The sequence below is a fragment of the Neisseria arctica genome, from assembly GCF_022870905.1.
GTDB lineage: Bacteria > Pseudomonadota > Gammaproteobacteria > Burkholderiales > Neisseriaceae > Neisseria > Neisseria arctica.
Map to the genome: position 1 here is coordinate 1,868,565 of NZ_CP091510.1, position 23,506 is coordinate 1,892,070.

Sequence of the window (23,506 nt, forward strand, 5' to 3'; positions counted from 1 at the left end):
TACATATATAAAATGCCGTCTGAAACTTTTCAGACGGCATTTTCAGCTATTTCAAAATAGTATTATACGGCAGGCAAATTCTCTTCTTCCGCTACGCTTTCCAAAGCCAAACGACGTTGTTCTTGAGCTTTGACGGGCTGTTCCATCTCATCAAAAATTTTTGCCAAAACCAAATGTGCCTGAGTTGTCGGCTTAACGGCAAGGCTGGCTTCCAAATAGCCTTGGGCTTTACCCCATAATTGTTTATCATAAGCCAACTGGCCAAGCAGTAGCAGTAAAGATGCATCATCAGGCTTAGCCTTTAACCAGCCGTCCGCAGTATCAATGGCTTGGCGTTGTGCTTTATCATCCAAATAGCGCACGCCGTCAGCAAACGGCTCAAGCAGTTCCGCTTGACGGGTTTGCGGATAATATTCTCCTACCCATTTAACGGCCTGACCATACAACCCCAAGCGTGCGTATTTCTCTGCCACAGGCAGGCAAAGCTCACCTGCTTTCGCGCTTTCAGGAATACGTTTCAAGCAAGCTTTCAAGCCACCAGCATCACGGGATAAAGCCAATAAGCGGCGATAAGCCCAATTTTCATATTCGCTTGCCTCATAATCATTCAATGCCCCTGCCTTTTTCAGCTTGGCAGTTTTATCCAATACATCCAATGCGTTGCCATGATCAAAAGCGTAACGCAACTGCAAACGTACCAGTCTGGTCAAGCTGGGGTTGATTTGCGCGGCAGCAGTCAGATTATTTTCAACTGTCGGGTAATCGCGGCGGTTTAGAGCGGACTCCGCCAATAACAAATATCGGGATAATTGCTGCTTAGGCGGCAATGACTCAATTTCCTTCAAATATTTGTCACGCAATACGGCATCATCCATTTGGTCGGCCGCATGTGCCCCCAACATCAAGGCTAAAGCACGATGATCACCGGCTTCCTTATTACCCAAAACTTTGGCCGCCTCCTGTTCCGCCTTCTGGAACTTGCCCTCAAAAAATGCCAAACCAGCACTATCCAAAGCCAAGCCGGCCTTACGGCTTTTACGAGCAATACCAAAACGCTCCATACGGCCCGGAATATTCAACAATTCGGCAATTAGCCTTACCAACAGATATAACACGACAACTGTCGCAATCAATCCGAGGATAAACGCATGCAGGTTTACCCGCAGCATGGTTTGTTCCGCAACAATATAAACATTGCCGCTGTAAGTGCTTGAAGCGATTGCTAAGCCAACTGCTACAGCAAAAAGGATGATAATCCAAATCAAACTTTTCATACTTTATCCCCTTTAACTTGACTGGCAGGTGCTTCGGCAGGCGCAGCAGGAGCCGCCTCCTGTTTTTCAGGTTGTTTTGGGGAGGTTTCCGGAGAAGACGCCTGAGCGGGAGCTGAGGCTTCGCTGGCTGCATTATTTTCAACCGTATCCGAAGCAGAAGCGACAGGCATAGCAGTACGTACGCTATCTTGGTAAGCACGCACCGCGGTGAGGCTGGCTTTCAAGGCATTATCGGAAATCATGCGGACATCTATAGCTTTCAACTCCGCCAATTCTTTCAGCCAAGACTGCGTAGCCGGAGAGGCCGGATCAAAATACTGCTTCACAGCGGCTTCAGCACTATTAAGATCACTTTGGTAAACTTCGCCGTTATGGCGGAGCAAAGCCGTACGTGCATCTAATAAGTGCAAGCGTAGGTTTTCCCTCACAAAATAAACTTGTTCGGGTGCAATCAACATTGCATCGTTGTTATTCAGATGGCGTACCTCAACTACACCTTTTAAGCTGGCTAAGATTTTATTCCAAGCATTTTGCCACCACGGAAGGTTTGCATCATCCTCCGGCAAGGGTTCGGCCTTGCCCGGTTGCAAAGTGTTATCTAGCACCAGTGGCAATCCGGCGACCGCGGTTTCCAAGCGATCCAATCTCAAAGAAGTAGCCGAAATGTCCAGATAGGGGCGGTTTTTTAATCCAGCCAAGTCGCTGCTGATTGCCTGTTTGATAGGCAGCAAATCAGGCTGGTCAAAACGGCTCAAACGGCTTTCAATGCTTTCCAACACCGTTACAGCCACGGGTACGTTACCTGATAACAAAAGCTGCTGCGAGGCCAAATTCAATGTTGCTTCTACTTCGTCTACCAACCAATTGGCACGACCTTTCAATAATTCTTGATAAGCGCGGTTAGCCGCTGCAATTTGTTCGGCATTGGCTTTTTGGCCTGTAGAAAGTTGTGCCAGCAGGCTTTCCACCTCAGCTTGTTTTCGCAAGTTGTCTTGTAGAAGATTGGCATTTTGGCTTTCACCCAATGCGGCTTTATCGATTTTTTGATCAAAACTCAACTGCTGGGTTTTTAACAAGTTTTGGCCTTGAACAAATAAAAAGCCGCTTGCTCCCAAGCCCAACAAAGCCAGTACGAGGGCGCCTACGGCCAGGCCTTTTCCTGAAGACTGTTTGATGACCACGGGGGCTGTTGCCGGAGCGGGATTTTGATTGGTTTCAGACATAGGTTTTCCTACAGATTCGTTTTTCTCAGATATTTTTTCGGCCTTTTGGCCTGCTGCTTGTACGACAGATGGGGAATCGGTAGCGGGCTGTTTGCCGCTATCGGCTTCAGTAGAAGATACAGCGCTTTCTTTAACTGCATCATGCTCGGGTTGTTCTACCGCAGGCTTGGTTTCAACTTGCGGATTTTCAGACGGCGCATCTTCGGGTTTACTCATTTTTTTCTCCGTACAACGCATGATTCAAGGCGTGCGCATCCAACTTCGGAATCACCCGGATATGTTCGGCACCGGCAGCTTTTAAAGCCTCGGCGATACGCACATGATGAGTCAAGTATAACAAGGTTTTCAATAATTGCGCCAATGACGGCGGTACTTGCCCGAATAAAAGACGGACACATTCTGCCGACGCCACAAATGCCGCTTGCGGCTGCTGTTGTTGGAACCATACCCAATCAAGCTGCCGCTCCCGTCTGAAATATACTTCGGCGACATCAACGGTAAAGCCCTTTGCCGTCAGCTTTTCTATCAACCAATTACGCCCGCCGTACCCGCGCACGATCAAGATACGTGCAGTTAGGGGCAATTGTTTCCATACGGGCAATTCCCAAACCGCTTCGCTGTCATTTCCCTGTGAGGGACAAAGCACTTCGTACGGGCAGAAAACGGACAATCCTTTTTTCGTGCCCTCGCCAACCGCAATATGCCGGGTACTGCTATTCGTGAAATCAACTGCCCGGGCACTTACCGAAACCGCACTCGGGCTTACCCAAAACACCGCATCTGCCTGTCGTACCCGCTCATTCAAACTTTCTACGGCCTCATGATCAGCTTCTATATCCATAGGGCTGAATATTTGCGCACGCCAACCCGCTTCTTCACATACCGCAACATCGGCAAGAGCCTGCCGGGGCGGGCGGACAATTAAAATCAGCGGGGGAAACAAGGGGGCTTTATGCATACATAATAAAATGGGCGTTAAAGGCATTACTCTGAGCAATATCAAATCATTGCCTTTTATTTTCAGACGGCCTGATTGGATATTTCCAAGGCCGTCTGAAAATATTATTCGGCATTCTCGGCCAATACGGCTTTAATCAGCTCGATCGCACCGTCATCCGCCAGCTTTTTCGCTACCGCACGACCTAATGCATCGGCATAAGCGATGGGAGCTTGTGCGGAAGCTTCTAAAATCATAGAGCCGTCAGGATGGCCTACTAAACCGCGCAAAGTCAACATACCACCTTCTTCGGTACAATACGCGGCCAAAGGAACTTGGCAACTACCGTCCAAAGCGCGGGCCAAAGCTCTTTCGGCCATAACACAAGCATTAGTTAACGCATGATTAAGCGGATTCAGCACAGGTAATAAGTCGTAACGATGCGCGGCAATTTCTATGCCTAGTGCACCTTGCCCTGCTGCCGGCAGGCTGTCTATCGGCGAAAGAATGACACGGATACGATCGTCCAAACCCAAACGTTGTAAACCTGCTGCCGCAAGGATGATGGCATCGTAGTCGCCGTTATCAAGCTTGGCGAGCCGCGTTTGGACATTGCCGCGCAAAGGCCGGATTTCCAAATGCGGGTAACGGGCGCGCAGTTGCGCTTCTCTGCGTAAACTGGAAGTGCCGACTACGGCACCGGCCGGCAATTCTTCCAAACGTTCGTACAGGTTAGACACGAATGCATCGAATGGGTTCGCCCGTTCGCCGATGGCGGCAAGCATGAAACCTTCGGGTAGTTTCATCGGTACGTCTTTAATGGAGTGTACGGCCAAATCAGCCCGACCGTCTTTCAATGCCTGCTCCAGCTCTTTGATAAACAACCCCTTACCTCCTATTTTGGAGAGGGTTTTGTCAAGAATCTGATCACCTTGAGTGGTCATCCCCAAAATACTGACTTCACATTGCGGATATAAAGCTTGTAGTTTGTCTCGGATATGTTCGGCCTGCCACATGGCTAAAGCGCTTTCCCTGCTGGCGATAACGAGTTTGTTCGGTGTCATTGTCTTGCCTGTTTTTAATAATATAAAAATTAAGTGAAGTCTAACATGAGCTACAATTTTCAGACGGCATCGTGTAATCGGCTATGCCGTCTGAAAATTAAATGTTCATTTAAATATTATTGCCCTGCCTGCCAATCATCTCTGGTTTGCTTGGCTTTTTCAAAATAGCGGTAAAGTGCGGCTGCATCGGCTTTTTCCAGTATTTGCTGCAAATAGGCCAACTCCTGTTGTTGCCCGGCCAACAAAGCCTGAAGGCTCTGTTTGTTGGCCAGACAGATATCCGTCCAAATAGCCGGATGGCTGGAAGCGATACGGGTAAAGTCACGAAAACCTGATGCGGCAAACTCAAGGTAAATTTGAGCATCGGCATGTTCGGCAATTTGATGCACATAGGAATACGCCAGCATATGCGGCATATGTGATACGGCGGCAAAAATAGCATCATGATCCGCCGCATCCATATGATAGGTAACGGCTCCTACGGCCTGCCATAACTTTTCCACCCGATATAAACTGTTTAGATCTTGCTTTTCGTGCGGGCAAAGAATCAGTTTTTTATCTTGATACAAACCGAATTGCGCCGCCAATGCGCCATGCCTGTCGGAACCGGCAATCGGATGGGCCGCAACACAACGCGGCAAATGCTGCGGCAGGTATTGCCTAAATGCAGCCAAAGCAGATTGTTTGGTACTACCGACATCGCTTACCACCGTTTGTCCGGGTAATAAAGGTGCCAATTCGGTGCAGATAGCAGGCAAAGTCGCAACCGGAGTAGCAATCAATACTAATTCGGCCCCCCCTATACTATCTGGGCAAATATGATTGTAAGCGGCATCTATTACTTTACGCTCAATAGCCCGCTCAAGATTGTCGCCGTTTAAATCAATACCTGTTACGCGTTCGACCAACCCCTTGCGTTTCAAATCAAGCACAAACGAACCGCCTATCAGGCCGACACCTATAAGGCAGATTTGTTTGAGGGGGGCTAAACTATTCATAAACGGATAACAGATAATACGGTTCAAACAGACATGCCGTCTGAAAATGTTTCAGACGGCCTTGATACAATTAACGCCAAGCCGCGATAAACTCGGCCCAATGTTGTTTTTCGTCAACCTGTGCTCTTAAATAATTTTTCAAACGTTTGACTTCCATTTCATATTGGTCGGCATCCATCGCGCCGCTCAGCAACCGAAACCGCAAATACATTAAATAAGTATTGGCCGCATCCGTTTCGCAATAATCACGGATATCTTTCATATTGCCTGCATGGTAGGCTTCCCATACCTTGCTGCCGTCCATGCCGAGTTTTCCGGGGAAACCACATAATTTTGCCATATCATCCAAAGGAACACTTGCCCTCGGCTGATAAAGTGCCAACAGATCCATCAAATCACAATGACGGTTGTGATAACGGCTGATGTAGTTATTCCACTTAAAATCACGGCTATCGCCAAAATCACCGTCACCAGTATCCCAATAACGGGCAGCCGTTACACCGTGAATCAAAGCGCGGTAATGCAATACCGGTAAATCAAATCCGCCACCATTCCAGCTGACTAATTGCGGCGTATGATTCTCTACCAGCTCGAAAAACTTTGCGATCATGGTTTCTTCGCCGTCACCGGCTTCACCAATCGTACCGACATGAATCTTATCCTGCCCCCAGCGCATACAACATGAAATAGCCACGACCTGATGCAGGTGATGCTGCATAAAATCACTGCCTGTTTGCGCACGGCGCCGCTGTTGTGCAAACGCTACCACATCAGCATCGGGCAAACTCTCAGGCAAATCATGTAATAAACGGATACCCGCCACATCGGGAACGGTTTCGATATCAAACGCTAAAATCGGAATCATGGGTTATTTTCTCCGCGGATGATGGCATTTTGGCATGAAGTCGGCAGTGCGCCAAGTTTCAACAACAGTTTTTTATACTGTTCCTACAGTAATTTGCCCCATACCTGACTTTTCGGCATAATGGCCGTCTGAAACTTTATATATGACCGGATATCCGGTTGTTCGGAAAACTTATGAAACAAAAATTACTCAAAACTCTATTGTCTGCCTCTTTATTCTCTTTAACTGCCTGCGGTCCGACGCCTGTGAGCAGTGCCCAAACCCCTGAATCTGCACAAGCAAAAACACCCGCGGCAGAATCAACGCCTGCCGATAATACCTTGGCCGCAGCCCTCACCGCCAAATTGGAAAAAACTTACGAAGGCCAAAAGCTGAAAGTACAGAGTGTACGCGACACCCCGATCAAAGGACTTTACGAAGTTGTGGTAACCGGCAATCAAGTCGTATATGTTGATGCGGATGCCAATTACATGCTGGTAGGTGATTTAGTTGATATCAATACCCGCAAAAGCCTAACCGAAGAGCGTTCCGCCGAACTGAACAAAATTGATTTCAATACCCTGCCTTTAGACCTTGCCATTAAAGAAGTACGCGGCAACGGTAAATTGAAAGTCGCCGTCTTTTCCGACCCCGACTGTCCTTTCTGCAAACGCTTGGAACAAGAGTTTGCCAAAATGAATAACATCACCATCTACAACTTTATGATGCCGATCGCCAAACTACATCCCGATGCACAGCAAAAGGCAGAGCAAATCTGGTGCCAAAGCAACCCTACCGCGGCATGGACAGCGTGGATGCGCGAAAATAAGGTTCCGCAACCGGTGGCCGCATGCGACAACCCTGTGGCAGAAACTATGTCTTTAGGCGAGCAATTAGGATTTAACGGCACACCTACTTTGGTATTCCCTAACGGCCATACCCAAAGCGGTTACTCCCCAATGCCTGAGTTGCAAAAGCAGATTGAAAAAAATCAGTAATCCCATCCCAGTCATAACCAACCATAAAAACTACCGCCGATAAGAAGCGGTAGTTTTTTATTCTTTGATTGCTAGCCAATCATACTGACTAAAGGTCGTCAAATAATCCAAAGGCCGTCTGAATTTTTTCAGACGGCCTTAAACCAACTTACCATAAAAAAACAATCAGCTCTAATCAAACTTCTGTTATTTCCGGTTTTCCAGCCAATCTCGGCTCGGCTTTTTTGGGAACCTTACACTTGGGCAACGTCACCCGCATACACAAACCATTGGGCTTCACATTTTCAGCAATGATTTTGCCATTATGCTGGCCGATGATATGTTTGGTTAGTGCCAAACCCAAACCTGTTCCGGGTTTGTGGGCACTGCTGTCGGCACGGTAGAAAGCCGTAAAAATATGCGGTAACTGGGCTTCATTTACGCCAGGGCCATTATCTACAATATCGATAATCCAATTACGTGAATCCTGCTTCAGATTTACAATAATCGCACTACCCTCGGGGCTGTAGTTCATCGCATTACGGATGATATTGTCAAATGCGCGGTATAAATAGCTTTCATTGGCATTGACACAACCGTCTTCGGCGATTTTAGCATCTAGCTTCAACTCCACATGCTGATGATTGGTTTCTGCAATGGCTTGGCAATCTTCAACCAACTGCTGTAAAAAAGGCAACAGTTTTAAAGTATCTTTTTCCAACTGTACATTAGCCGTTTCCAAACGCGACAAAGTCAGCAACTCGCCTACCAAAGTATCCATCCGCACCAATTCGCTTTCCAACCGTTGCAGATATTGCTCCTGTTTATGCGGCTGAGAATGGATCAAACCAACGATTGCCTGCATTCGGGCCAGTGGCGAACGCATTTCATGAGATACGTGATGCAGCAAATGACGCTCTTTTTCAACCAATTTTTGCAGCTGCTGCGCCATTTTATCGAATTGTACGGCCAAGTTTGAAAGCTCGTCTTCACGATCATCAACCTGTTGTGAAATACGGGTTTCTAAATCACCTGCTGCCAAACGGCTCATACCGCGGTCTAGAATGCGGATAGGCTTGGTAATATTGTTAGCCAAAATGTAAGCCAGCAACAAACCGACTAAAATGATAAAGCTGAGAATGATAAACTCATGCCAAATGGGTGCCAACTGCAAACCCGGAATAAACAGAGGGCTAGGCGGACGTTGTATTTGGGGATTATTCCAACCTCGGATAAAAAACAGATACTCTTCGCCCCAACGGTCATATTCGATATGCGCCAACGGCGAATCAGGATGCTCCATGGCAAACTTGTATGCGGCATCGATCACTCGATTATCAATACTGCGGCCAAGAATATCCTTACGATCATCGCCAGTAATAATGTACACGTTTTGAGCAACAGGATTATCCTGCCACTCCCGCAGAATTTCACGCGCACCAAATTCTCCGCGCACATTAAAAGCGGAAATCATGCTGCTTAACAATGTGGTCTCAATCGTCCGCCGCTGTTGGAAATGATTTTCCGCAATCGAATTTTGAACCAGCCAAAAAGAAAAACTCGCCACGAATATAGCGCAGATAATGACTGCACAAAACGTGGCGAAGATACGTTGAAACAATTTCATTTAAGCAGGCTGCATCAACTTAGTTTTTTACAAACAAATAGCCTAAACCGCGCACCGTTTGAATCAGAGACGCATCACCCAACTTATGACGGATGCTGGAAATGTGCACGTCGATACTGCGGTCAAATTTAGCCAGTTTGCGGTCTAACGCTTCAATGGACAAAGTTTCTTTGCTGACTACTTGTCCGGCATGGCGCATCAGAACTTCCAGCAAATTAAATTCCGTACTGGTCAATTCCAGCGGTGCATCCCCAATGGACGCTTGGCGTTTGGCCGGATAAAGGGTCACATTGCTCACAGAAATACTATTGGGACTGTTGCTTTGTTCGCCTATTTGCTGTGCGCGACGCAAGATGGCATTAATACGTGCCAAAAGCTCACGCGGGGTACAAGGTTTAGGTACATAATCATCTGCACCCATTTCCAAACCGATAATGCGGTCGATATCATCACCTTTGGCGGTGAGCATGATCACCGGAACGGTACTCTGGGTACGCACGTTTTTCAAAACGTCCAAACCGTTCATCTTCGGCATCATAGAATCAAGCACTACCACATCATACTGGCCGGAGAGAATTTCCTGCACACCGGCTTCGCCGTCGGGTACGCTGTTGACGTTCAAACCTTCGGCAGTAAGATATTCGGTAAGCAACTCGGTTAGCAAAGCGTCGTCATCGACCAGTAATACGCGACTCATATTTTGTCCTTTTGGATTAGTCTTCTTTTATCGGCTGCATCACCAATGTGTACAGTTAGTTGCAATCTTAACACGCATTTCATAACAACAGGTAGCATGTTTCCTGCTGCTTTTGCGCTTTTTTGCAATGAATGCAACGGCCTTTACATTTCTAACCGTTCAGGCCGATTATTGTGCCGAAAAACACGACTTGGCTTTTGGATTTACCTCTTCATAAGCTCGGCAATGAAAATCGACTTGCTCGCGCAAACCTTCAAAATAAGGCGAATCATAAATTTTCTTCCGATAAAAGGGCAGCATATTGGGGTAATATTCATAAGTTTTACGCAACCATTCCTGTGCCTCCGCCGTTTTCCCTTGCCGGTAAAGATAAAAGCCTCTCTGATATGCATTCGCATAAGGCCTGAACAATTGGGTTTGCATTGCAGCCTCTTGCGCCCACTGAGCCGGCATGGGGTCAGCGGGATCGGCCCTTTTAGCCAGGGACATTTGGGCATAGTAGCGTAACATCGGTTCGGTGGCGGAAATCTTAATCAAGCCGTTTGTTTTTTGAAGAATATCAGCAGGTGTATCACTATTTTTCTGGCGGCTGAATTCGGCCAACTCAGTATAAACTGCTGTTAGGCGCACAATACCTACGGCTAAAAACAACACCACCACTGCCCCTGCCCAATTTTGCACGGTTCCCCTCAAACCATAGCGCAGATCCTGCTTATCAGCAGGAGACAAGCTCATCATCAAAGCAAACGGTACCAGAAAGTAAATGTACCAAAGCGGGTATTCGAGCAAACTATGACACAACGATACCGCCATTAATGCCAAAAGCAATAAAGATGCCTGACCGGCAGGCCGCCTGAACATTCTCCAAATAGCCGCCAAATAGCCTCCCACTACTGCCAGCGTACCAACAATCCCGGTTTCCGCCAACAATTGCAAAATCAGATTATGTGAGTGGGTAAATAGAACATTCAAACCATGCGTACTATATACCTTTGGAAAGATATTGGTTGAAAAGCCTTGCAATGACAAACTTCCCCAACCATGCCCCCATAATGGCGCCGTCTGAAATACTATCCAGGCCTTACGCCATTCAATATCGCGCGCCGACATAGCAAAAGTACTGCGCTCAACCCGCGAAAGCGCCGTATCGTATTGAACGTGGGAGAACCATGCCAGCACCGGATTCAGTGCATACTGCATGAATACCGTCAAGGCCAACGCCAAGCCCATCAAAAGTACTGTCCGATTAGCTTCTCGCCCAGCCCTCAACCGCCATAAGGGCAAGAGCAAACCGACGGCAGCCACATAAGTAAAAATAGTACGTGAATTAACCAAAGCCAAAGCGGCGGTTAATGCAACAACTGATAACAATCCTCCCCATAAAGGCAGACGCCGCTGCGACCACAAATAAGAGGCCGCCAATATGCCCCACATCAGGTAATGCCCCAAATGGTTCCGCTGCCCAAGCTGGCCGCTTACCTCGCGCAAACCGCGATAAGCCACAATACCGCGCAAAGGCGGCCAAGCAGCCCATCCCGTAAATTGCATCACCGCTACTGCAGCCTGTAACAACGCACCTATCAGCAACGCCCATGCTAAAACGGCCACAACCCTATCTTGTCCTAATTCAGCCACCCAGCCACGACATGCCCATGCAGTTAAAGCCAGAATTATAAAAGTCCATACCGTCATGTCACTGAAGCCGGGGTAAATCAAGCCCATCAGTCTTGCTTGCAACCACAAACCTGCGGCCAATACCAAAAAGTAGACGGCTGTTGCCGGCAAACGTACATTCAATACACCGTAAAAAGCACTTAAAAACACCAGCAACAAAGCTGCAGCCAAAGAGCCGTTCTCAAGGTAAAAGCTCGAAAGCGGCCCTACACGATATAAAGATAAAAACGGAGCGATACAAATTAATGCGATGCAGAACCACAATGGCCAATCATCAACTCTCCGGTTGCTCGAAAAAATATTATTAAACATGGCCGGCAGCCTTTCTCTGTGTGCGCACAAACATCAAGCAAGCCGTAAAAAACATTACGCTCAAAACCAATGCAACCACAGAGCATCCCCTGCTGGCAGCAGTCGCATCAAAAATCCTCATGACAGCCTCGGCCATATAGGCAAGCACCAACATACAAGACCACTGAAAAGTATAAATCCGCCCTTTTAAAATACCGGACAAAGGCAAACACAACGGCAAAGCTTTTAACGCCAACCACGAACCGCCCGGGCGTAGCGGAGCCAACCACAATTCCCAAGCCAAACTGATTGCAATCAAGCCTGCCAAGCTAACAATAGCCAAGCGTTGCCATTTTAAAGAGGTTGTATTTTGAATCATATTTATTAAGTGTTAATTTTCCAAACTATTTCCGCAAACATCAGATTTGCATCTGCAACGCCCAATCTGTAACGGCTATAGCCTGTCTAAAAATATTGCCAAATTTCTATTATCGTAAATTTGCACCCTGTCTGCCAGCCTTAAGCTCCCAATATAAACAGCTATCTATGCCTTTCTATCGGGCAGGCTTACTGCCGCCATACAGGCTAGGAAATCAAAGCTGTTGTTTCGACCGGCTTGACTTTCCCTATATCTACACAACCTTAAACAAACCTACCGTAAAATATTGACAATATGTTTGTTTCAGCCAATGACGAGGCCGTCTGAAAACCGAAATAAGCTTTCAGACGGCCTCTGAATAATTTCAAGTTATTTAGTTTCTCAAGCACTAAATATAAGCAGCTTACGATACGAAATTTTTATCCGTCTATGCAAATACAGCCCGAAAATTATTCTTCCGAATTTTTTTCCACCGGACGGATAAAACCGCAGAAACGCAAACCCACCTCATAAAGAATAATCAAAGGCAGGGCCAATAAGAATTGGGAAATCACATCGGGCGGCGTAATCACGGCTGCAACCACGAAAGCCCCTACAATCACATAAGGGCGCGCCTGTTTTAACTGCTCTACCGATACTACGCCCATACGGTTCAACAACACTACTACAATAGGGACTTCAAATGTTGCACCGAATGCAACAAACATACCTAACACAAAGGAAAGGTATTTATTAATATCGGTGGCCATGCTCACGCCCTCGGGCGTTACGCCCGCAAGAAACTTAAACACAACCGGAAACACCAGATAGTAGGCGAACGCCATCCCGATAAAAAACAGCAAAACGCTAGAAACCACCAAGGGGGTAATCAATCGCTTTTCATTTTTATACAGGGCAGGAGCGACAAACGCCCATATCTGATACAAAGTATTCGGCAGCGAAATCAAAAAGGCCACCATCAATGCCACCTTCACCGGTACAAAAAACGGCGTGATCACATCAATGGCAATCATATTCGTACCTTTAGGCAGTGTTGCCATCAAAGGCTGCGCTACAAAGGTGTAAAGTTTCTGCGCAAAAGGCATCAGGCATAAAAAACATACCAAAATACCCGCCACCATCAAAATCAGACGGCGGCGCAATTCAATCAGATGCTCAACCAACGGCTGGGCGTTTTGTTCTATTTCTGACACCGTTTACTCACTTCTTTCGAACACGCAACCGAGGCTTGGGACGGTATCGCGGGCGCATATCTCGCTTTTTCTGCATGGCTTTTTTGTGTACAGATGCCGTCTGAAAACCTACCGCACCTGTTGGGCGTACGATTGATTCGGCCTCGTTTGCCTGCCAAGCTTCACGGTATACGACCGACTGCGCCAACGGCTGCCCCTGCTCGTCCACACCGAAATCTGCCGGTGTACGCTGGGGAGGTAGTCTTTCCCAAGCAGGTGGTTCCAAACCTGTAGCAACATCACTCAGCTCGCTACGCGCCGTATCACCGACGCTACGGATTTCATCCCGAAACTGATAGGCCGCAGACTCAAATTCGCTTTTGGCTTTTTTGAGTTCGTCCATTTCGATTTGGGCATTCAATTCCTGCTTTACATTGTTTACCATACGCTGAACCCGTCCCATAAGGCTGCCGGCGGCACGCGCTACTTTAGGCAGGCGCTCCGGCCCGAGGACGACCAGGGCAATAACGCCGATAACAATCAGCTCGCTGAAACTGAAATCAAACATGGTTTAAGCCGATTTGTTATCGTCTTTTTCGTGCTCGATCACGTCTTTTTTCGCTTTATCCGCCTCATTACCCTCATTCAGGCCTTGCTTGAAATCATGCACGGCACCGCCGAGATCTTTGCCGACATTACGCAATTTTTTAGTTCCAAACACCAGCACTACGATCACCAGTACGATCACCCAATGCCAAATAGAAAAGCTACCCATATTTTTTCCTTACAAATCTAAAATTCGATAAATAAACTACTGCCGGCTACAAGACCGCCCGAAGCAAATATATTATTTTAACTTACTTTGATAACCGTTTTATTTCAACATCTCAAACCGGCGTACCGAGAAGATGGATATGCAGGTGGAAAACCTCTTGCCCGCCGCCTTTACCAGTGTTGATTTGGGTTTTGAAACCGTTGGACAAACCGGCCGAGCGTGCGATCTCCGGTACTTTCAACATCATTCTACCCAACAACGCCTCGTGTTCAGGCGCTGCATGTGCCAACGAATCAAAATGCACTTTCGGAATCAGCAACAGATGTACGGGAGCAGCCGGCTGAATGTCTTTAAAACACAACATTTCGTCATCTTCATATACTATAGTGGCCGGAATATCTTTCTCGACAATCTTACAGAAAATACAGTCACTCATTATTTGCTCCCAAAATCTTGCGGTTTTGAACACCGCAACCGTAAAACAGCCGTCTGAATCGTGCTTAAAACATTTCAGACGGCACGGATTATCTCATATTTACCAGAAATGATTTTAATATAAAATCACTCTCCCTGCCGCGCTGCTTTCTCGGACAAACCCGACAAACCTTCACGGCGTGCCAACTCTTGTACCACGTCTTCAACCCGTAACCCGTGATGCGCCAGCAATACCATAGTATGAAACCATACATCGGCCACTTCGTAGACCAGATGTCCGCCACCACCGTCTTTCGAAGCCATCAATACCTCTCCGGCTTCTTCAATCACTTTTTTCAAGATTTTATCCTCTCCCTTGTGCAGCAGTTGTGCCACATAAGAGCTTTGCGGGTCGCCTTCTTTCCTGCTGTCGATAACATCTTGGACACGGCTCAATACGTCATTCATTTTCTCTACCTATAATATTTTCAGACGGCCTCTTAACGGCTGTCTCCGTAAATTTCTTCTTCGCTTTTTATCACTTTGTCGGTCAGCAGCCATTCGCCATCACGCCACACGCGGTAAAAACAGCTCTCTCTGCCGGTATGGCAGGCCATGCCGCCGTTTTGTTTAATCAGCATAACTACCGCATCACCATCACAATCCAAACGCAATTCATGCACTTGTTGGGTATGGCCCGACTCCTCGCCCTTCATCCACTGCTTTTGACGCGAACGGCTGTAATAATGGGCAAACCCGGTTTCGGCGGTTTTTTGCAAAGCTTCGGCATTCATCCAAGCCACCATCAATACACGCTTGGTTTCCGCATCTTGGGCAATGGCACAAACCAACCCTTTTTCATCAAATTTTACGCCCTTCAGTAATGCTTGCGTATCCATTCGTTTTCCTTCTGCTGCTATGCTATATATATAAACCTTTATAAAGGCGGCACACGCTGCGCCCACGGGTTGATGCTTTCAAGTTCGGCTGCCAATTGTAACAGCAATTGCTCTTGCCCGTGCGCCGCTGCGAATTGTGTTCCCACGGGTAGGCGGTCTTCATGCCAATACAGAGGCACACTCATGGCAGGCTGCCCGCTCATGTTAAAAGGTACGGTAAAACCGACATACGCCAAAGCCTTACGGCTTTCCCGCTCGATAAGCGGATTATTTTTTAACAACCGCCCCAATCCCAACTTACCCAATAGCAAACTGCTTATACGCTGCTCGCTTTCAGAGGGAGCCAATTCTCCGACAAACGGCGTCAAACGCGGGCAAACAGGCGTAGCCAGCACATCATAATCCCGATGAAACCTCTCCGCCGCCACAGCTTGAGCCAACAGCAAATCACGCGCCCAATAGGCTTCGGCTGCACTTAGCTGTTTACCGTAAGTCATCAACGCCCATGTAGATGGCTCCATATCCTGATAGCTGATTTTACGGCCGAGTTGTTGTGCCAGCTGTAATTGCAAGTGCGCCAACTCTCCCGCCAACACGATCAGCATGGCCCGCCCCAATTGTTCGGCGTCGGCAAAATCAGGGGCGGCCTCTTCAAGGTTGTGTCCCGCATCAGCCAACAGTTTCAAGCTATACTCGAATGCTTGGCCGACTGCAGCTTCTACTTCTCCGCCCAACCACGGTTTACGCCAATAAGCGATTTTCAAACGGCGCAACGGCTGCTTGATGCCGTCTGAAAAAGATTGTGCAGGAGGGCATGCATAAATCGAATGATGCTGCGTTTGCGCGGCAATATCCAGCATTAATGCACTGTCGCGCACACTACGGGTGAGCACATGCTCGCATACCATTCCCTGCCATGCCTCCCGAATCAGCGGGCCCGAATCCACTCGGCCGCGACTCGGTTTTAAACCGAACAAACCGCAATTATGCGCAGGCAGTCGTATAGAGCCGCCTCCGTCTCCGCCATGCGCCACGGGTACGATACCAGCCACCACGGCTGCTGCCGAACCGCCGCTGCTGCCTCCCGGAGTTCGTTCTGTATCCCAAGGATTACGGGTAACACCATATATTGCTGATTCCGTATAAGGCAACAAGCCCCACTCAGGCGTAGTGGTTTTACCAAAAATACGCAAACCGGCGCATTGGTAAGCAGCAGTCAGATGACTGTCGGCCTGCGGGATCCGCTGCTTCATCAGAGGATTGCCCGATAACGTCGGCACACCCTGCCAATCAGCCATCAAGTCTTTCAACAAAAAAGGCACGCCTGCCAAGGGCGCATTGCTATCGGCACACTGCCAAGCATAAGCCTTGCCGCGCCAATCTTGAGCCAACAGATTTAATGAAGGGTTTACGCTGTCTAAACGTGCTAAAGCAGTTTGCAGCAACTCGTCCGCCGATACTTCGCCTCTTCTCACCAATTCTGCCAAGCCTATCGCATCATAGCGTCTGTATTCTTCAAACTGCATCGCGCCCCCTTACGGCATTGGTCTTTCAGACGGCCTGCCCGATTATTTCAGTAATGCCGCCACTACTGCCGCCAAAGTCATTACAAACAATACCCAACGTAATGTTTCAGGCTTTACACTTATAGCGGTCAACACCCCGACTTTGGCACCGATCATACTGCCTACCGCCAATACCAAGCCGATATCCCACCATACTTGGCCACGCCAAACAAATACGGCCAACGAAACCAAAGTAAACCCAAGCGTGCAGCATACTTTTAAAGCATTAGCCCGCACCAAATCATAATGTAGCAGCCCTGCCAATACGGGCAACAGTACAAATCCCGCTCCTGCCTGCACAAAGCCACCGTACACACCTGCCAGCCACAAACCGAGACGCGCTTTCGGATTTTCGGATACTTGCACAGGCTGTACATCGGGCGCCACCAACAACATCGAAGGTTTGAAAAATGCCAGCGCCGCCACGCTCAACATAGTGATCAGCAGCATCGGTTTTAAGATTTCAACCGGTGCAAACGAAGCCGCCAACGCGCCGCAAAGCCCGCCCAGAAGCGTCGGCCATAAAATAGCGGGCAAGTCCTGCTTCGGCAGTCTGCCCGCTTTATTGAATCCGAACAATCCCGATACCGATTGCAGCAACACCCCTACCCGGTTGCTGCCGTTGGCAATATCCGCCGGCACACCGAACATCATCAGCACGGGCAGAATCAGGTTCGATCCGCCGCCTGCCATCATATTCACAATCCCGGCAACAATACCGAGAACGCCCAGCAAAATATATTGGGCAATACTTAAATCCATCATGCTCAACCTTTTGTCAGGCAATATACCTTTTTATGCCGTCTGAAACTATATTTTCTGACAATAAATACAAGCCTTTGAATACGAAACCATATCACCTATAACCGTACTTCGATACCCGCCGCCCGCATCGCTGCTTTGGCCTCATGGATACGCACTTCACCGAAGTGGAAAATACTGGCCGCCAATACCGCATCGGCTTTGCCCTCTTTCACACCATCTATCAGATGCTGCACATTGCCGACACCGCCCGAAGCGATGACGGGAATATCCACGGCTTCGCTGATGGCGCGGGTAAGCGGCAGGTTGAAGCCGATTTTGGTGCCGTCCCGATCCATACTGGTCAGCAGAATTTCCCCGGCTCCCCGAGCCTGCATATTTTTAGCCCATTCAACCGCATCCAGGCCCGTAGCCTTCCTGCCTCCGTGGGTGAACACTTCCCAACGGGTATTTTCGGCATTCACGGCTTTGGCATCAATCGCCACCACAATCGCCTGCGAACCGAAAAAACCACTGGCTTCGTTCACCAAGTCGGGATTGGTAACCGCAGCTGTATTGATACTGGCCTTATCTGCTCCCGCATTTAGCAAACGGCGCACATCGGCTACGGTGCGTACCCCGCCCCCCACGGTAAGCGGTATAAAAACTTGTGAGGCAACTTCTTCAATTACGTGCAAAATGGTATCGCGGTTATCGCTGCTGGCGGTAATATCAAGGAAGGTCAGCTCGTCTGCCCCTTCATCATTGTAGCGTTTGGCTACGTCGACAGGATTACCGGCATCTCGCAAGCCGACAAAATTGACACCTTTGACGACACGGCCGTTATCAACGTCTAAACAGGGAATAATGCGTTTTGCTAATGCCATAATTTTTCTCAGGAACAGATGGCGGCCGAAAAAATGCCCGGCTGCCTTTACTAAAGGAAACGGCTGTCTCATCAGACAGCCGTTGTATCTTAACACTTTTTAAATAAAGCGGTAAATTGCATAAGGTTTTTGGAAATGGTTTAGAGCAACCACAGCTGCACCCAGTCTCCGATATTTTGGGTAAAAAGAAAATATCCGACGGCAGCCAAGCCCGACAAAGCCAGCGAAACAATAAAACTGCCGGCAAAACGGTTAATTCCCCAAAATACGGTGGCAACATATGCCCACGAGGCCGTCATCGACAAGCCCCAAGCCGCATCAATCACAGGCAATTCGAAAGCCATCACCGTACGCAGCAACACTACCAAAATCATGAATGAAAGGCTTTCCGTAAGCGCATAAATATCGCGGTCGGACGACCACACGCACCAAAAGCCCAATATAAATGCTTCCAACATACAACAATCCCTTAATTAAATGACGGTTTAATTTATCAATAAATTATTATCGGTATCGAACCGTTAAAACCGCTTTACCCCCTCAACACCAGCCTACCGGGCGGACAAAGAATCTGCCAGCTGCTGCGCTTGGGCAAAATCAATACTGCCTTCGTAAATCGCCCGACCGGTAATAGCACCGGCCACACCGCTGTCTTCCACGGCACACAATGCGCGGATATCGTCCAAATCCGTTAAGCCGCCTGATGCGATAATCGGAATATTCACGGCTTCGGCCAACTTAACCGTGGCCTCTATATTCACACCGCTCATCATGCCGTCGCGGCCGATGTCGGTATAAATAATGCTGTTTACCCCGTCATCTTCAAAGCGTTTGCTCAGATCGATAACATGATGCTCGGTAACTGTTGCCCAACCGTCGATCGCTACCATACCCTCTTTGGCATCCAGGCCCACAATGATATGGCCGGGAAACTGTTTGCAGGCTTCACGCACAAACGCGGGATTTTTTACTGCCGCAGTACCGATAATCACATCACTCAAACCCAGCTCCAAGTATTTCTCGATAGTAGCCAAATCACGGATACCGCCGCCCAGCTGCACGGGAATCTCTTTAGCGACGGCAGCCAAAATCCCGCTAATGGCCTCGAGATTTTTCGGTTTGCCTGCAAACGCACCGTCCAAATCAACCAAATGCAAGCGGCGCGCACCTTGTTTGAGCCAATGCAACCCCATATCTGCAGGGCGGTCGGAAAAAACCGTTGCTTGCTCCATCAGGCCTTGTTTCAAACGGACACACTGACCTTCTTTAAGGTCGATTGCAGGAATCAGTAACATTTCGTTTCCAAAGATAACGGGGTATCTGCAAAAATAATTTTTGAAGATACATGGGTTTTTCAGCATAAATTCAGACGGCCTGCTGGCAAACAGAGGCCGTCTGAAAGAAGATATTTTGTTATTTTACACAAATTATCCATTCCAGCGCAAAAAATTACGCAAAAGCAATAAACCGCCATCATGGCTTTTTTCGGTATGGAATTGTGTGGCAAAAACATTATCCCGCCCTACCACACAAGCAAACTGACTAGGATATTCGCTGGTTGCCAACACGATTCGGCTATCTTCCGGTGCGAAATAATAACTGTGAACAAAGTAAAAGCGCAAATCTTGACCTATACCCTCAAACAATGGGTGCCGTTGTGTCTGATGCACGGTATTCCAGCCCATATGGGGTACTTTCAATTTATCGCCGTACTCATCGTATTGGTTGGCGGCAAATCGTTTCACCTTGCCGGCAAACCAACCTAGCCCGGGCGTATCACCCTCTTCACTGAAATCGAATAAAAGTTGCGCACCCACGCAAATGCCGAAAAAGGGCTTATTTTTTAATCCGTCGGCTACCGCTTCGCCTAAACCGCTTTTTTGTAGTGCGCCCATGCAGTCGGGCATGGCCCCCTGTCCGGGAAAAACAATCTTATCGGCGGCAAAAACTTCTTCGGGTTGATCCGTTAAAACAATATCAGCAGCCACATCTGCCAATTTTTGCGCCGCCTGCACCGATTTTAATACCGAATGCAGATTACCCATACCGTAATCAACAATAGCTACCTTCATGTATTTCCTTATCCGACAATGCAGTACAACATGATGATCATGCTGCCAATACTATTCAAAATAATGACTAAAAACTTTGGTGGGCAGTAGAGAAATATAAATAGACAACAATAGCGGGCAATAGTGCGCCGATTAAGTATGCGACCAGCCATTTCGCCTTTTGTCCACGACAACGGCGTAAGAACATCAAATACGCCCAACAGTAAAAACCAAATGCTGTTGCAGCAATCGGCGACATTTCATCGCCTACAACTGCCAACCCCATAAAACCCAAGCACAAGCCGAAAGATAGTGCCCACGGCCAAGCCGGGGCATTACGTCCGATATATTCTTGCAATTTACCAAATATGAGCAACAATAAAGTAGGAGTCATACCAATTGAGCAACTATTCCGAATTTGAAAAGTATGTGGATTACTTACATGGTCTCTCAGAGTCCACATCCATCACTTCAACCACAACCGGCAAATAACTGCGGTTCATTTTATCTTATGTAAAGATAGTAAAACATCTGACAAGGCGATTGTATGTTTCAGACGGCCTATTGCCAAGTGTTTATTACAATCTTTCCCAACCTATGTCTGCAAGCAACTATAAAAAAAAGAAATATTTGATTTATATCTAAATTTCGACATTCTACTTCTTTTGTAATGGCGGCAAACTAAATAATTAGGCTGTTCTATTTCTTCCACCCAATGATTTCTTTATATTTTCCAAGGCCGTCTGAAAAGTAAGTTTCAGACAGCATCTTAAATATTAATAAACAAAAAGCCCGGTTTCCCGGGCTTTTGCATGACTTTGGCGGTATTTAGTGATTGAGGATTTTAGATAAAAACTGCTGCGCACGTTCGCTACGCGGGCTACCGAAGAATTCTTCTTTGGTACAGTCTTCCACAATTTGCCCGGCATCCATAAAGATAACTTTATTGGCAACTTGCTTCGCGAAGCCCATCTCATGGGTAACGCACATCATAGTCATACCCTCTTTGGCCAAGCCTACCATCACATCCAAAACTTCTTGAATCATTTCGGGGTCAAGGGCTGAAGTGGGTTCATCAAACAGCATAGCAACCGGATCCATACTCAATGCACGGGCAATTGCTACGCGCTGCTGCTGGCCACCTGAAAGTTCGGCCGGGTATTTGTGCGCATGGGCACTCAAACCTACACGGTCAAGATATGCCAAACCTTTCTTAGTGGCTTCTTCTTTACTACGTCCCAATACTTTGATCTGCGCTACCGTCAGATTGTCGGCAATGCTCAAATGCGGGAACAATTCGAAATGTTGGAACACCATTCCGACACGGCTACGCAACTTGGGCAAATTGGTTTTGGGATCTCCAACAGAGGTGCCGTCAACAATAATCTCACCTTTTTGGAAAGACTCCAAACCGTTTACACACTTGATTAATGTTGATTTTCCGCTACCAGACGGACCGCATACAACCACTACGTCGCCTTTGGCAATACTGGTATTACAGTTGGTCAGGACTTGGAAATCACCATACCATTTGTTCACATTTTTAATTTCAATCATTTTTATATCCGCATTCTTTTTTGCAAACGTTTCACGCCAAAAGTAGCTACTGCACTCACAGCAAAATACACCGCTCCGGCGAACAGAATATAAGGAGTCAGCAAACCCATCAGATCACCGCGCACATAAGAAGCACGGAAGAAATCTACCAAACCGATGGCAAATACCAGTGTCGTATCTTGGAACAAAATGATGCTTTGTTGCAAAATCAGCGGCAACATTTTGCGAAAGGCCTGCGGCAGAATCACCAAACGCATGGTTTGGCCGTAAGTCATACCCAATGCTTTTGCCGCATTGACCTGCCCTTTCGGAATCGATTGGATACCGGCACGAACCACTTCGGAAAAATAAGCGGCCTCAAATACCATAAAGGCAACGGCACATGAGGCAAATGCTACATTGATGGTGAGATACTGCCCCGTTATCAGGTTGTATACCATTGGAACGGCGAAATAAAACCAAATCAATACCAGCAACAGCGGCACCGAACGAAAAAAATTGACATACAGCTTGGCAGGCAACGATAAAAATTTATAGGGAGACAAGCGCGCCAACGCCAACAGCGTGCCGATAACCATACCGCCTACAACCGCAATAGCAACAATTTCCAAAGTAGTAGTGATACCGTCAATCAGGCCAGGAGCAGCGGCTTGCAGTTCTGAAATACCAAAAGCCATCTTATTTACCCTCCGCCATCAAACCCGGCACGCGATATTTGCGTTCGAGAAAGCTCATAAACATAATCAGTGCCAAATTGATAACCAAATAAATCAATGTGGCGTAAGTGTATATTTCCAAATTATTTTGCGTATATTCGGCAATCGTTTTGGTTTGGCTGATTAGCTCGGAAACGCCGACCAATGAAGCGACTGAAGCGTTTTTAAAGCAGTTGGTCAACTCCGAACTCAATGGCGGAAGAATCACACGGAAAGATTGCGGCAGCAACACTTGGCGGTAAACCTGAGCGGTTGTAAAACCGAGTGCGTAAGCAGCATTGCTCTGCCCCTTAGGCAAGGATTGAATGCCGGTACGAACTTGTTCACATATCCGGGCGGCCGTAAACAACCCCAAGCCGACACTGGCTGAAAGCATAGCGGAAGTGTTGGGGGCAAGTCCAAAAAACCACCATTGTTTCAAACCTTCCGGGAAAAAGTTAGGAACAACGTAATACCAGATAAAAAGCTGTACCAATAAAGGCACGTTACGAAAAAGTGCAACATAAGACGAAGCAATCATCTGCATCGGCTTAGAAGGCAAAGTACGCATGATACCCAAAGCCGTACCGAGTACCATAGCGATAATCCAAGCAATACTGCCGATAAGAAACAACCAGCCGATACCAGAGAGAACCCAGTTGAGATAGGTTTCGTTACCGATACCGGTGCTGTCAAACAGCACGCCCCAATTCCAAGAATAACCCATTACAACAACCTCTTTTTCATTCTTATTTCAGGTTTCAG

The 23,506-nt window shown here is 47.6% G+C and carries 27 protein-coding genes; 1 reads left to right on the plus strand and 26 read right to left on the minus strand.

Annotated elements, in window-relative coordinates; all coding sequences use genetic code 11:
- Positions 1–62: 62 nt before the first annotated feature.
- From LVJ86_RS08630 to LVJ86_RS08655, 6 genes are all read right to left on the minus strand, one after another.
- On the minus strand, positions 63–1,274 hold the full coding sequence (locus LVJ86_RS08630; RefSeq protein ID WP_047761227.1) for a heme biosynthesis HemY N-terminal domain-containing protein: 1,212 nt from the start codon (positions 1,272–1,274) through the stop codon (positions 63–65).
- Positions 1,271–2,713: a uroporphyrinogen-III C-methyltransferase gene (locus LVJ86_RS08635; protein ID WP_047761226.1), complete on the minus strand. Its 1,443-nt coding sequence runs from the start codon at positions 2,711–2,713 to the stop codon at positions 1,271–1,273. The genes LVJ86_RS08630 and LVJ86_RS08635 overlap by 4 nt, the downstream gene beginning before the upstream one ends.
- Complete coding sequence (locus tag LVJ86_RS08640; protein WP_047761279.1) at positions 2,706–3,455, minus strand: uroporphyrinogen-III synthase; 750 nt, start codon at positions 3,453–3,455, stop codon at positions 2,706–2,708. The genes LVJ86_RS08635 and LVJ86_RS08640 overlap by 8 nt, the downstream gene beginning before the upstream one ends.
- A gap of 104 nt (positions 3,456–3,559) precedes the next feature.
- Positions 3,560–4,498, minus strand: coding sequence for a hydroxymethylbilane synthase (hemC, locus tag LVJ86_RS08645; RefSeq protein ID WP_047761225.1), 939 nt, complete (start codon positions 4,496–4,498; stop codon positions 3,560–3,562).
- Positions 4,499–4,614: 116 nt separating this feature from the next.
- Positions 4,615–5,496, minus strand: a complete 882-nt coding sequence (locus LVJ86_RS08650; protein WP_047761224.1) for a prephenate dehydrogenase — start codon at positions 5,494–5,496, stop codon at positions 4,615–4,617.
- 70 nt (positions 5,497–5,566) lie between these two features.
- Positions 5,567–6,361: a 3'-5' exonuclease gene (locus LVJ86_RS08655; RefSeq protein ID WP_047761223.1), complete on the minus strand. Its 795-nt coding sequence runs from the start codon at positions 6,359–6,361 to the stop codon at positions 5,567–5,569.
- Between the two features lie 173 nt (positions 6,362–6,534).
- Here LVJ86_RS08655 and LVJ86_RS08660 point away from each other — a divergent pair, with 173 nt between their 5' ends.
- A complete protein-coding gene (locus tag LVJ86_RS08660; protein ID WP_047761222.1) occupies positions 6,535–7,338 on the plus strand; it encodes a DsbC family protein in 804 nt (267 codons plus the stop codon).
- Between the two features lie 175 nt (positions 7,339–7,513).
- Here LVJ86_RS08660 and LVJ86_RS08665 read toward each other — a convergent pair whose 3' ends face one another.
- The 20 genes from LVJ86_RS08665 to LVJ86_RS08760 form a co-directional block, all read right to left on the minus strand.
- Positions 7,514–8,944, minus strand: a complete 1,431-nt coding sequence (locus LVJ86_RS08665) for a sensor histidine kinase (RefSeq protein WP_047761221.1) — start codon at positions 8,942–8,944, stop codon at positions 7,514–7,516.
- A 19-nt stretch (positions 8,945–8,963) separates the two neighbouring features.
- Entirely contained in the window at positions 8,964–9,641 is a 678-nt protein-coding gene (locus LVJ86_RS08670; protein WP_047761220.1) for a response regulator transcription factor, read from the minus strand.
- Between the two features lie 168 nt (positions 9,642–9,809).
- Complete coding sequence (locus LVJ86_RS08675) at positions 9,810–11,627, minus strand: PglL family O-oligosaccharyltransferase (RefSeq protein ID WP_047761219.1); 1,818 nt, start codon at positions 11,625–11,627, stop codon at positions 9,810–9,812.
- Entirely contained in the window at positions 11,620–11,985 is a 366-nt protein-coding gene (locus LVJ86_RS08680; RefSeq protein ID WP_047761218.1) for a DUF2069 domain-containing protein, read from the minus strand. Before LVJ86_RS08680 ends, LVJ86_RS08675 begins: the two co-directional genes overlap by 8 nt.
- A 449-nt stretch (positions 11,986–12,434) precedes the next feature.
- Positions 12,435–13,178 (minus strand): twin-arginine translocase subunit TatC, encoded by a 744-nt coding sequence (gene tatC / locus LVJ86_RS08685; RefSeq protein ID WP_047761217.1) that lies wholly within the window; start codon positions 13,176–13,178, stop codon positions 12,435–12,437.
- Positions 13,179–13,185: 7 nt separating this feature from the next.
- A complete protein-coding gene (gene tatB / locus LVJ86_RS08690) occupies positions 13,186–13,725 on the minus strand; it encodes a Sec-independent protein translocase protein TatB (RefSeq protein WP_047761216.1) in 540 nt (179 codons plus the stop codon).
- A 3-nt stretch (positions 13,726–13,728) separates the two neighbouring features.
- Positions 13,729–13,932 carry a Sec-independent protein translocase subunit TatA gene (tatA, locus tag LVJ86_RS08695; RefSeq protein ID WP_047761215.1) on the minus strand — a complete coding sequence of 68 codons (204 nt, stop codon included), beginning with the start codon at positions 13,930–13,932 and terminating at the stop codon, positions 13,729–13,731.
- A gap of 112 nt (positions 13,933–14,044) precedes the next feature.
- A complete protein-coding gene (locus LVJ86_RS08700; protein WP_047761214.1) occupies positions 14,045–14,368 on the minus strand; it encodes a histidine triad nucleotide-binding protein in 324 nt (107 codons plus the stop codon).
- 125 nt (positions 14,369–14,493) lie between these two features.
- Complete coding sequence (locus tag LVJ86_RS08705; protein ID WP_047761213.1) at positions 14,494–14,814, minus strand: phosphoribosyl-ATP diphosphatase; 321 nt, start codon at positions 14,812–14,814, stop codon at positions 14,494–14,496.
- Between the two features lie 32 nt (positions 14,815–14,846).
- Positions 14,847–15,245, minus strand: a complete 399-nt coding sequence (gene hisI / locus LVJ86_RS08710; protein WP_047761212.1) for a phosphoribosyl-AMP cyclohydrolase — start codon at positions 15,243–15,245, stop codon at positions 14,847–14,849.
- A 38-nt stretch (positions 15,246–15,283) separates the two neighbouring features.
- A complete protein-coding gene (locus LVJ86_RS08715) occupies positions 15,284–16,771 on the minus strand; it encodes an amidase (RefSeq protein WP_047761211.1) in 1,488 nt (495 codons plus the stop codon).
- A gap of 42 nt (positions 16,772–16,813) precedes the next feature.
- A complete protein-coding gene (locus tag LVJ86_RS08720; protein WP_235284606.1) occupies positions 16,814–17,575 on the minus strand; it encodes a sulfite exporter TauE/SafE family protein in 762 nt (253 codons plus the stop codon).
- 95 nt (positions 17,576–17,670) lie between these two features.
- The gene (gene hisF, locus LVJ86_RS08725; RefSeq protein WP_047761277.1) at positions 17,671–18,438 is read right to left on the minus strand and encodes an imidazole glycerol phosphate synthase subunit HisF; all 768 of its coding nucleotides are present in this window, start codon (positions 18,436–18,438) and stop codon (positions 17,671–17,673) included.
- A 140-nt stretch (positions 18,439–18,578) separates the two neighbouring features.
- Positions 18,579–18,896: a hypothetical protein gene (locus LVJ86_RS08730; protein WP_047761210.1), complete on the minus strand. Its 318-nt coding sequence runs from the start codon at positions 18,894–18,896 to the stop codon at positions 18,579–18,581.
- A 93-nt stretch (positions 18,897–18,989) separates the two neighbouring features.
- Positions 18,990–19,733 (minus strand): 1-(5-phosphoribosyl)-5-[(5-phosphoribosylamino)methylideneamino]imidazole-4-carboxamide isomerase, encoded by a 744-nt coding sequence (gene hisA / locus LVJ86_RS08735; RefSeq protein ID WP_047761209.1) that lies wholly within the window; start codon positions 19,731–19,733, stop codon positions 18,990–18,992.
- A gap of 132 nt (positions 19,734–19,865) precedes the next feature.
- A complete protein-coding gene (hisH, locus tag LVJ86_RS08740) occupies positions 19,866–20,510 on the minus strand; it encodes an imidazole glycerol phosphate synthase subunit HisH (protein ID WP_047761208.1) in 645 nt (214 codons plus the stop codon).
- Positions 20,511–20,577: 67 nt separating this feature from the next.
- Positions 20,578–20,883, minus strand: coding sequence for a hypothetical protein (locus tag LVJ86_RS08745; RefSeq protein WP_047761207.1), 306 nt, complete (start codon positions 20,881–20,883; stop codon positions 20,578–20,580).
- Between the two features lie 434 nt (positions 20,884–21,317).
- A complete protein-coding gene (locus tag LVJ86_RS08750; protein WP_047761206.1) occupies positions 21,318–22,046 on the minus strand; it encodes an amino acid ABC transporter ATP-binding protein in 729 nt (242 codons plus the stop codon).
- Between the two features lie 2 nt (positions 22,047–22,048).
- The gene (locus tag LVJ86_RS08755; protein WP_047761205.1) at positions 22,049–22,723 is read right to left on the minus strand and encodes an amino acid ABC transporter permease; all 675 of its coding nucleotides are present in this window, start codon (positions 22,721–22,723) and stop codon (positions 22,049–22,051) included.
- Position 22,724: 1 nt separating this feature from the next.
- Positions 22,725–23,468 (minus strand): amino acid ABC transporter permease, encoded by a 744-nt coding sequence (locus LVJ86_RS08760; protein ID WP_047761204.1) that lies wholly within the window; start codon positions 23,466–23,468, stop codon positions 22,725–22,727.
- Between the last annotated feature and the right edge of the window lie 38 nt (positions 23,469–23,506).

What these genes read in the sequence shown, in the direction of transcription:
- LVJ86_RS08630 (WP_047761227.1), bottom strand. Translation starts at nt 1,274, where the DNA reads ATGAAAAGTTTGATTTGGATTATCATCCTTTTTGCTGTAGCAGTTGGC.
- LVJ86_RS08635 (WP_047761226.1), bottom strand. Translation starts at nt 2,713, where the DNA reads ATGAGTAAACCCGAAGATGCGCCGTCTGAAAATCCGCAAGTTGAAACC.
- LVJ86_RS08640 (WP_047761279.1), bottom strand. Translation starts at nt 3,455, where the DNA reads ATGCATAAAGCCCCCTTGTTTCCCCCGCTGATTTTAATTGTCCGCCCG.
- hemC (WP_047761225.1), bottom strand. Translation starts at nt 4,498, where the DNA reads ATGACACCGAACAAACTCGTTATCGCCAGCAGGGAAAGCGCTTTAGCC.
- LVJ86_RS08650 (WP_047761224.1), bottom strand. Translation starts at nt 5,496, where the DNA reads ATGAATAGTTTAGCCCCCCTCAAACAAATCTGCCTTATAGGTGTCGGC.
- LVJ86_RS08655 (WP_047761223.1), bottom strand. Translation starts at nt 6,361, where the DNA reads ATGATTCCGATTTTAGCGTTTGATATCGAAACCGTTCCCGATGTGGCG.
- LVJ86_RS08660 (WP_047761222.1), top strand. Translation starts at nt 6,535, where the DNA reads ATGAAACAAAAATTACTCAAAACTCTATTGTCTGCCTCTTTATTCTCT.
- LVJ86_RS08665 (WP_047761221.1), bottom strand. Translation starts at nt 8,944, where the DNA reads ATGAAATTGTTTCAACGTATCTTCGCCACGTTTTGTGCAGTCATTATC.
- LVJ86_RS08670 (WP_047761220.1), bottom strand. Translation starts at nt 9,641, where the DNA reads ATGAGTCGCGTATTACTGGTCGATGACGACGCTTTGCTAACCGAGTTG.
- LVJ86_RS08675 (WP_047761219.1), bottom strand. Translation starts at nt 11,627, where the DNA reads ATGTTTAATAATATTTTTTCGAGCAACCGGAGAGTTGATGATTGGCCA.
- LVJ86_RS08680 (WP_047761218.1), bottom strand. Translation starts at nt 11,985, where the DNA reads ATGATTCAAAATACAACCTCTTTAAAATGGCAACGCTTGGCTATTGTT.
- tatB (WP_047761216.1), bottom strand. Translation starts at nt 13,725, where the DNA reads ATGTTTGATTTCAGTTTCAGCGAGCTGATTGTTATCGGCGTTATTGCC.
- tatA (WP_047761215.1), bottom strand. Translation starts at nt 13,932, where the DNA reads ATGGGTAGCTTTTCTATTTGGCATTGGGTGATCGTACTGGTGATCGTA.
- LVJ86_RS08700 (WP_047761214.1), bottom strand. Translation starts at nt 14,368, where the DNA reads ATGAGTGACTGTATTTTCTGTAAGATTGTCGAGAAAGATATTCCGGCC.
- LVJ86_RS08705 (WP_047761213.1), bottom strand. Translation starts at nt 14,814, where the DNA reads ATGAATGACGTATTGAGCCGTGTCCAAGATGTTATCGACAGCAGGAAA.
- hisI (WP_047761212.1), bottom strand. Translation starts at nt 15,245, where the DNA reads ATGGATACGCAAGCATTACTGAAGGGCGTAAAATTTGATGAAAAAGGG.
- LVJ86_RS08715 (WP_047761211.1), bottom strand. Translation starts at nt 16,771, where the DNA reads ATGCAGTTTGAAGAATACAGACGCTATGATGCGATAGGCTTGGCAGAA.
- LVJ86_RS08720 (WP_235284606.1), bottom strand. Translation starts at nt 17,575, where the DNA reads ATGATGGATTTAAGTATTGCCCAATATATTTTGCTGGGCGTTCTCGGT.
- hisF (WP_047761277.1), bottom strand. Translation starts at nt 18,438, where the DNA reads ATGGCATTAGCAAAACGCATTATTCCCTGTTTAGACGTTGATAACGGC.
- LVJ86_RS08730 (WP_047761210.1), bottom strand. Translation starts at nt 18,896, where the DNA reads ATGTTGGAAGCATTTATATTGGGCTTTTGGTGCGTGTGGTCGTCCGAC.
- hisA (WP_047761209.1), bottom strand. Translation starts at nt 19,733, where the DNA reads ATGTTACTGATTCCTGCAATCGACCTTAAAGAAGGTCAGTGTGTCCGT.
- hisH (WP_047761208.1), bottom strand. Translation starts at nt 20,510, where the DNA reads ATGAAGGTAGCTATTGTTGATTACGGTATGGGTAATCTGCATTCGGTA.
- LVJ86_RS08745 (WP_047761207.1), bottom strand. Translation starts at nt 20,883, where the DNA reads ATGACTCCTACTTTATTGTTGCTCATATTTGGTAAATTGCAAGAATAT.
- LVJ86_RS08750 (WP_047761206.1), bottom strand. Translation starts at nt 22,046, where the DNA reads ATGATTGAAATTAAAAATGTGAACAAATGGTATGGTGATTTCCAAGTC.
- LVJ86_RS08755 (WP_047761205.1), bottom strand. Translation starts at nt 22,723, where the DNA reads ATGGCTTTTGGTATTTCAGAACTGCAAGCCGCTGCTCCTGGCCTGATT.
- LVJ86_RS08760 (WP_047761204.1), bottom strand. Translation starts at nt 23,468, where the DNA reads ATGGGTTATTCTTGGAATTGGGGCGTGCTGTTTGACAGCACCGGTATC.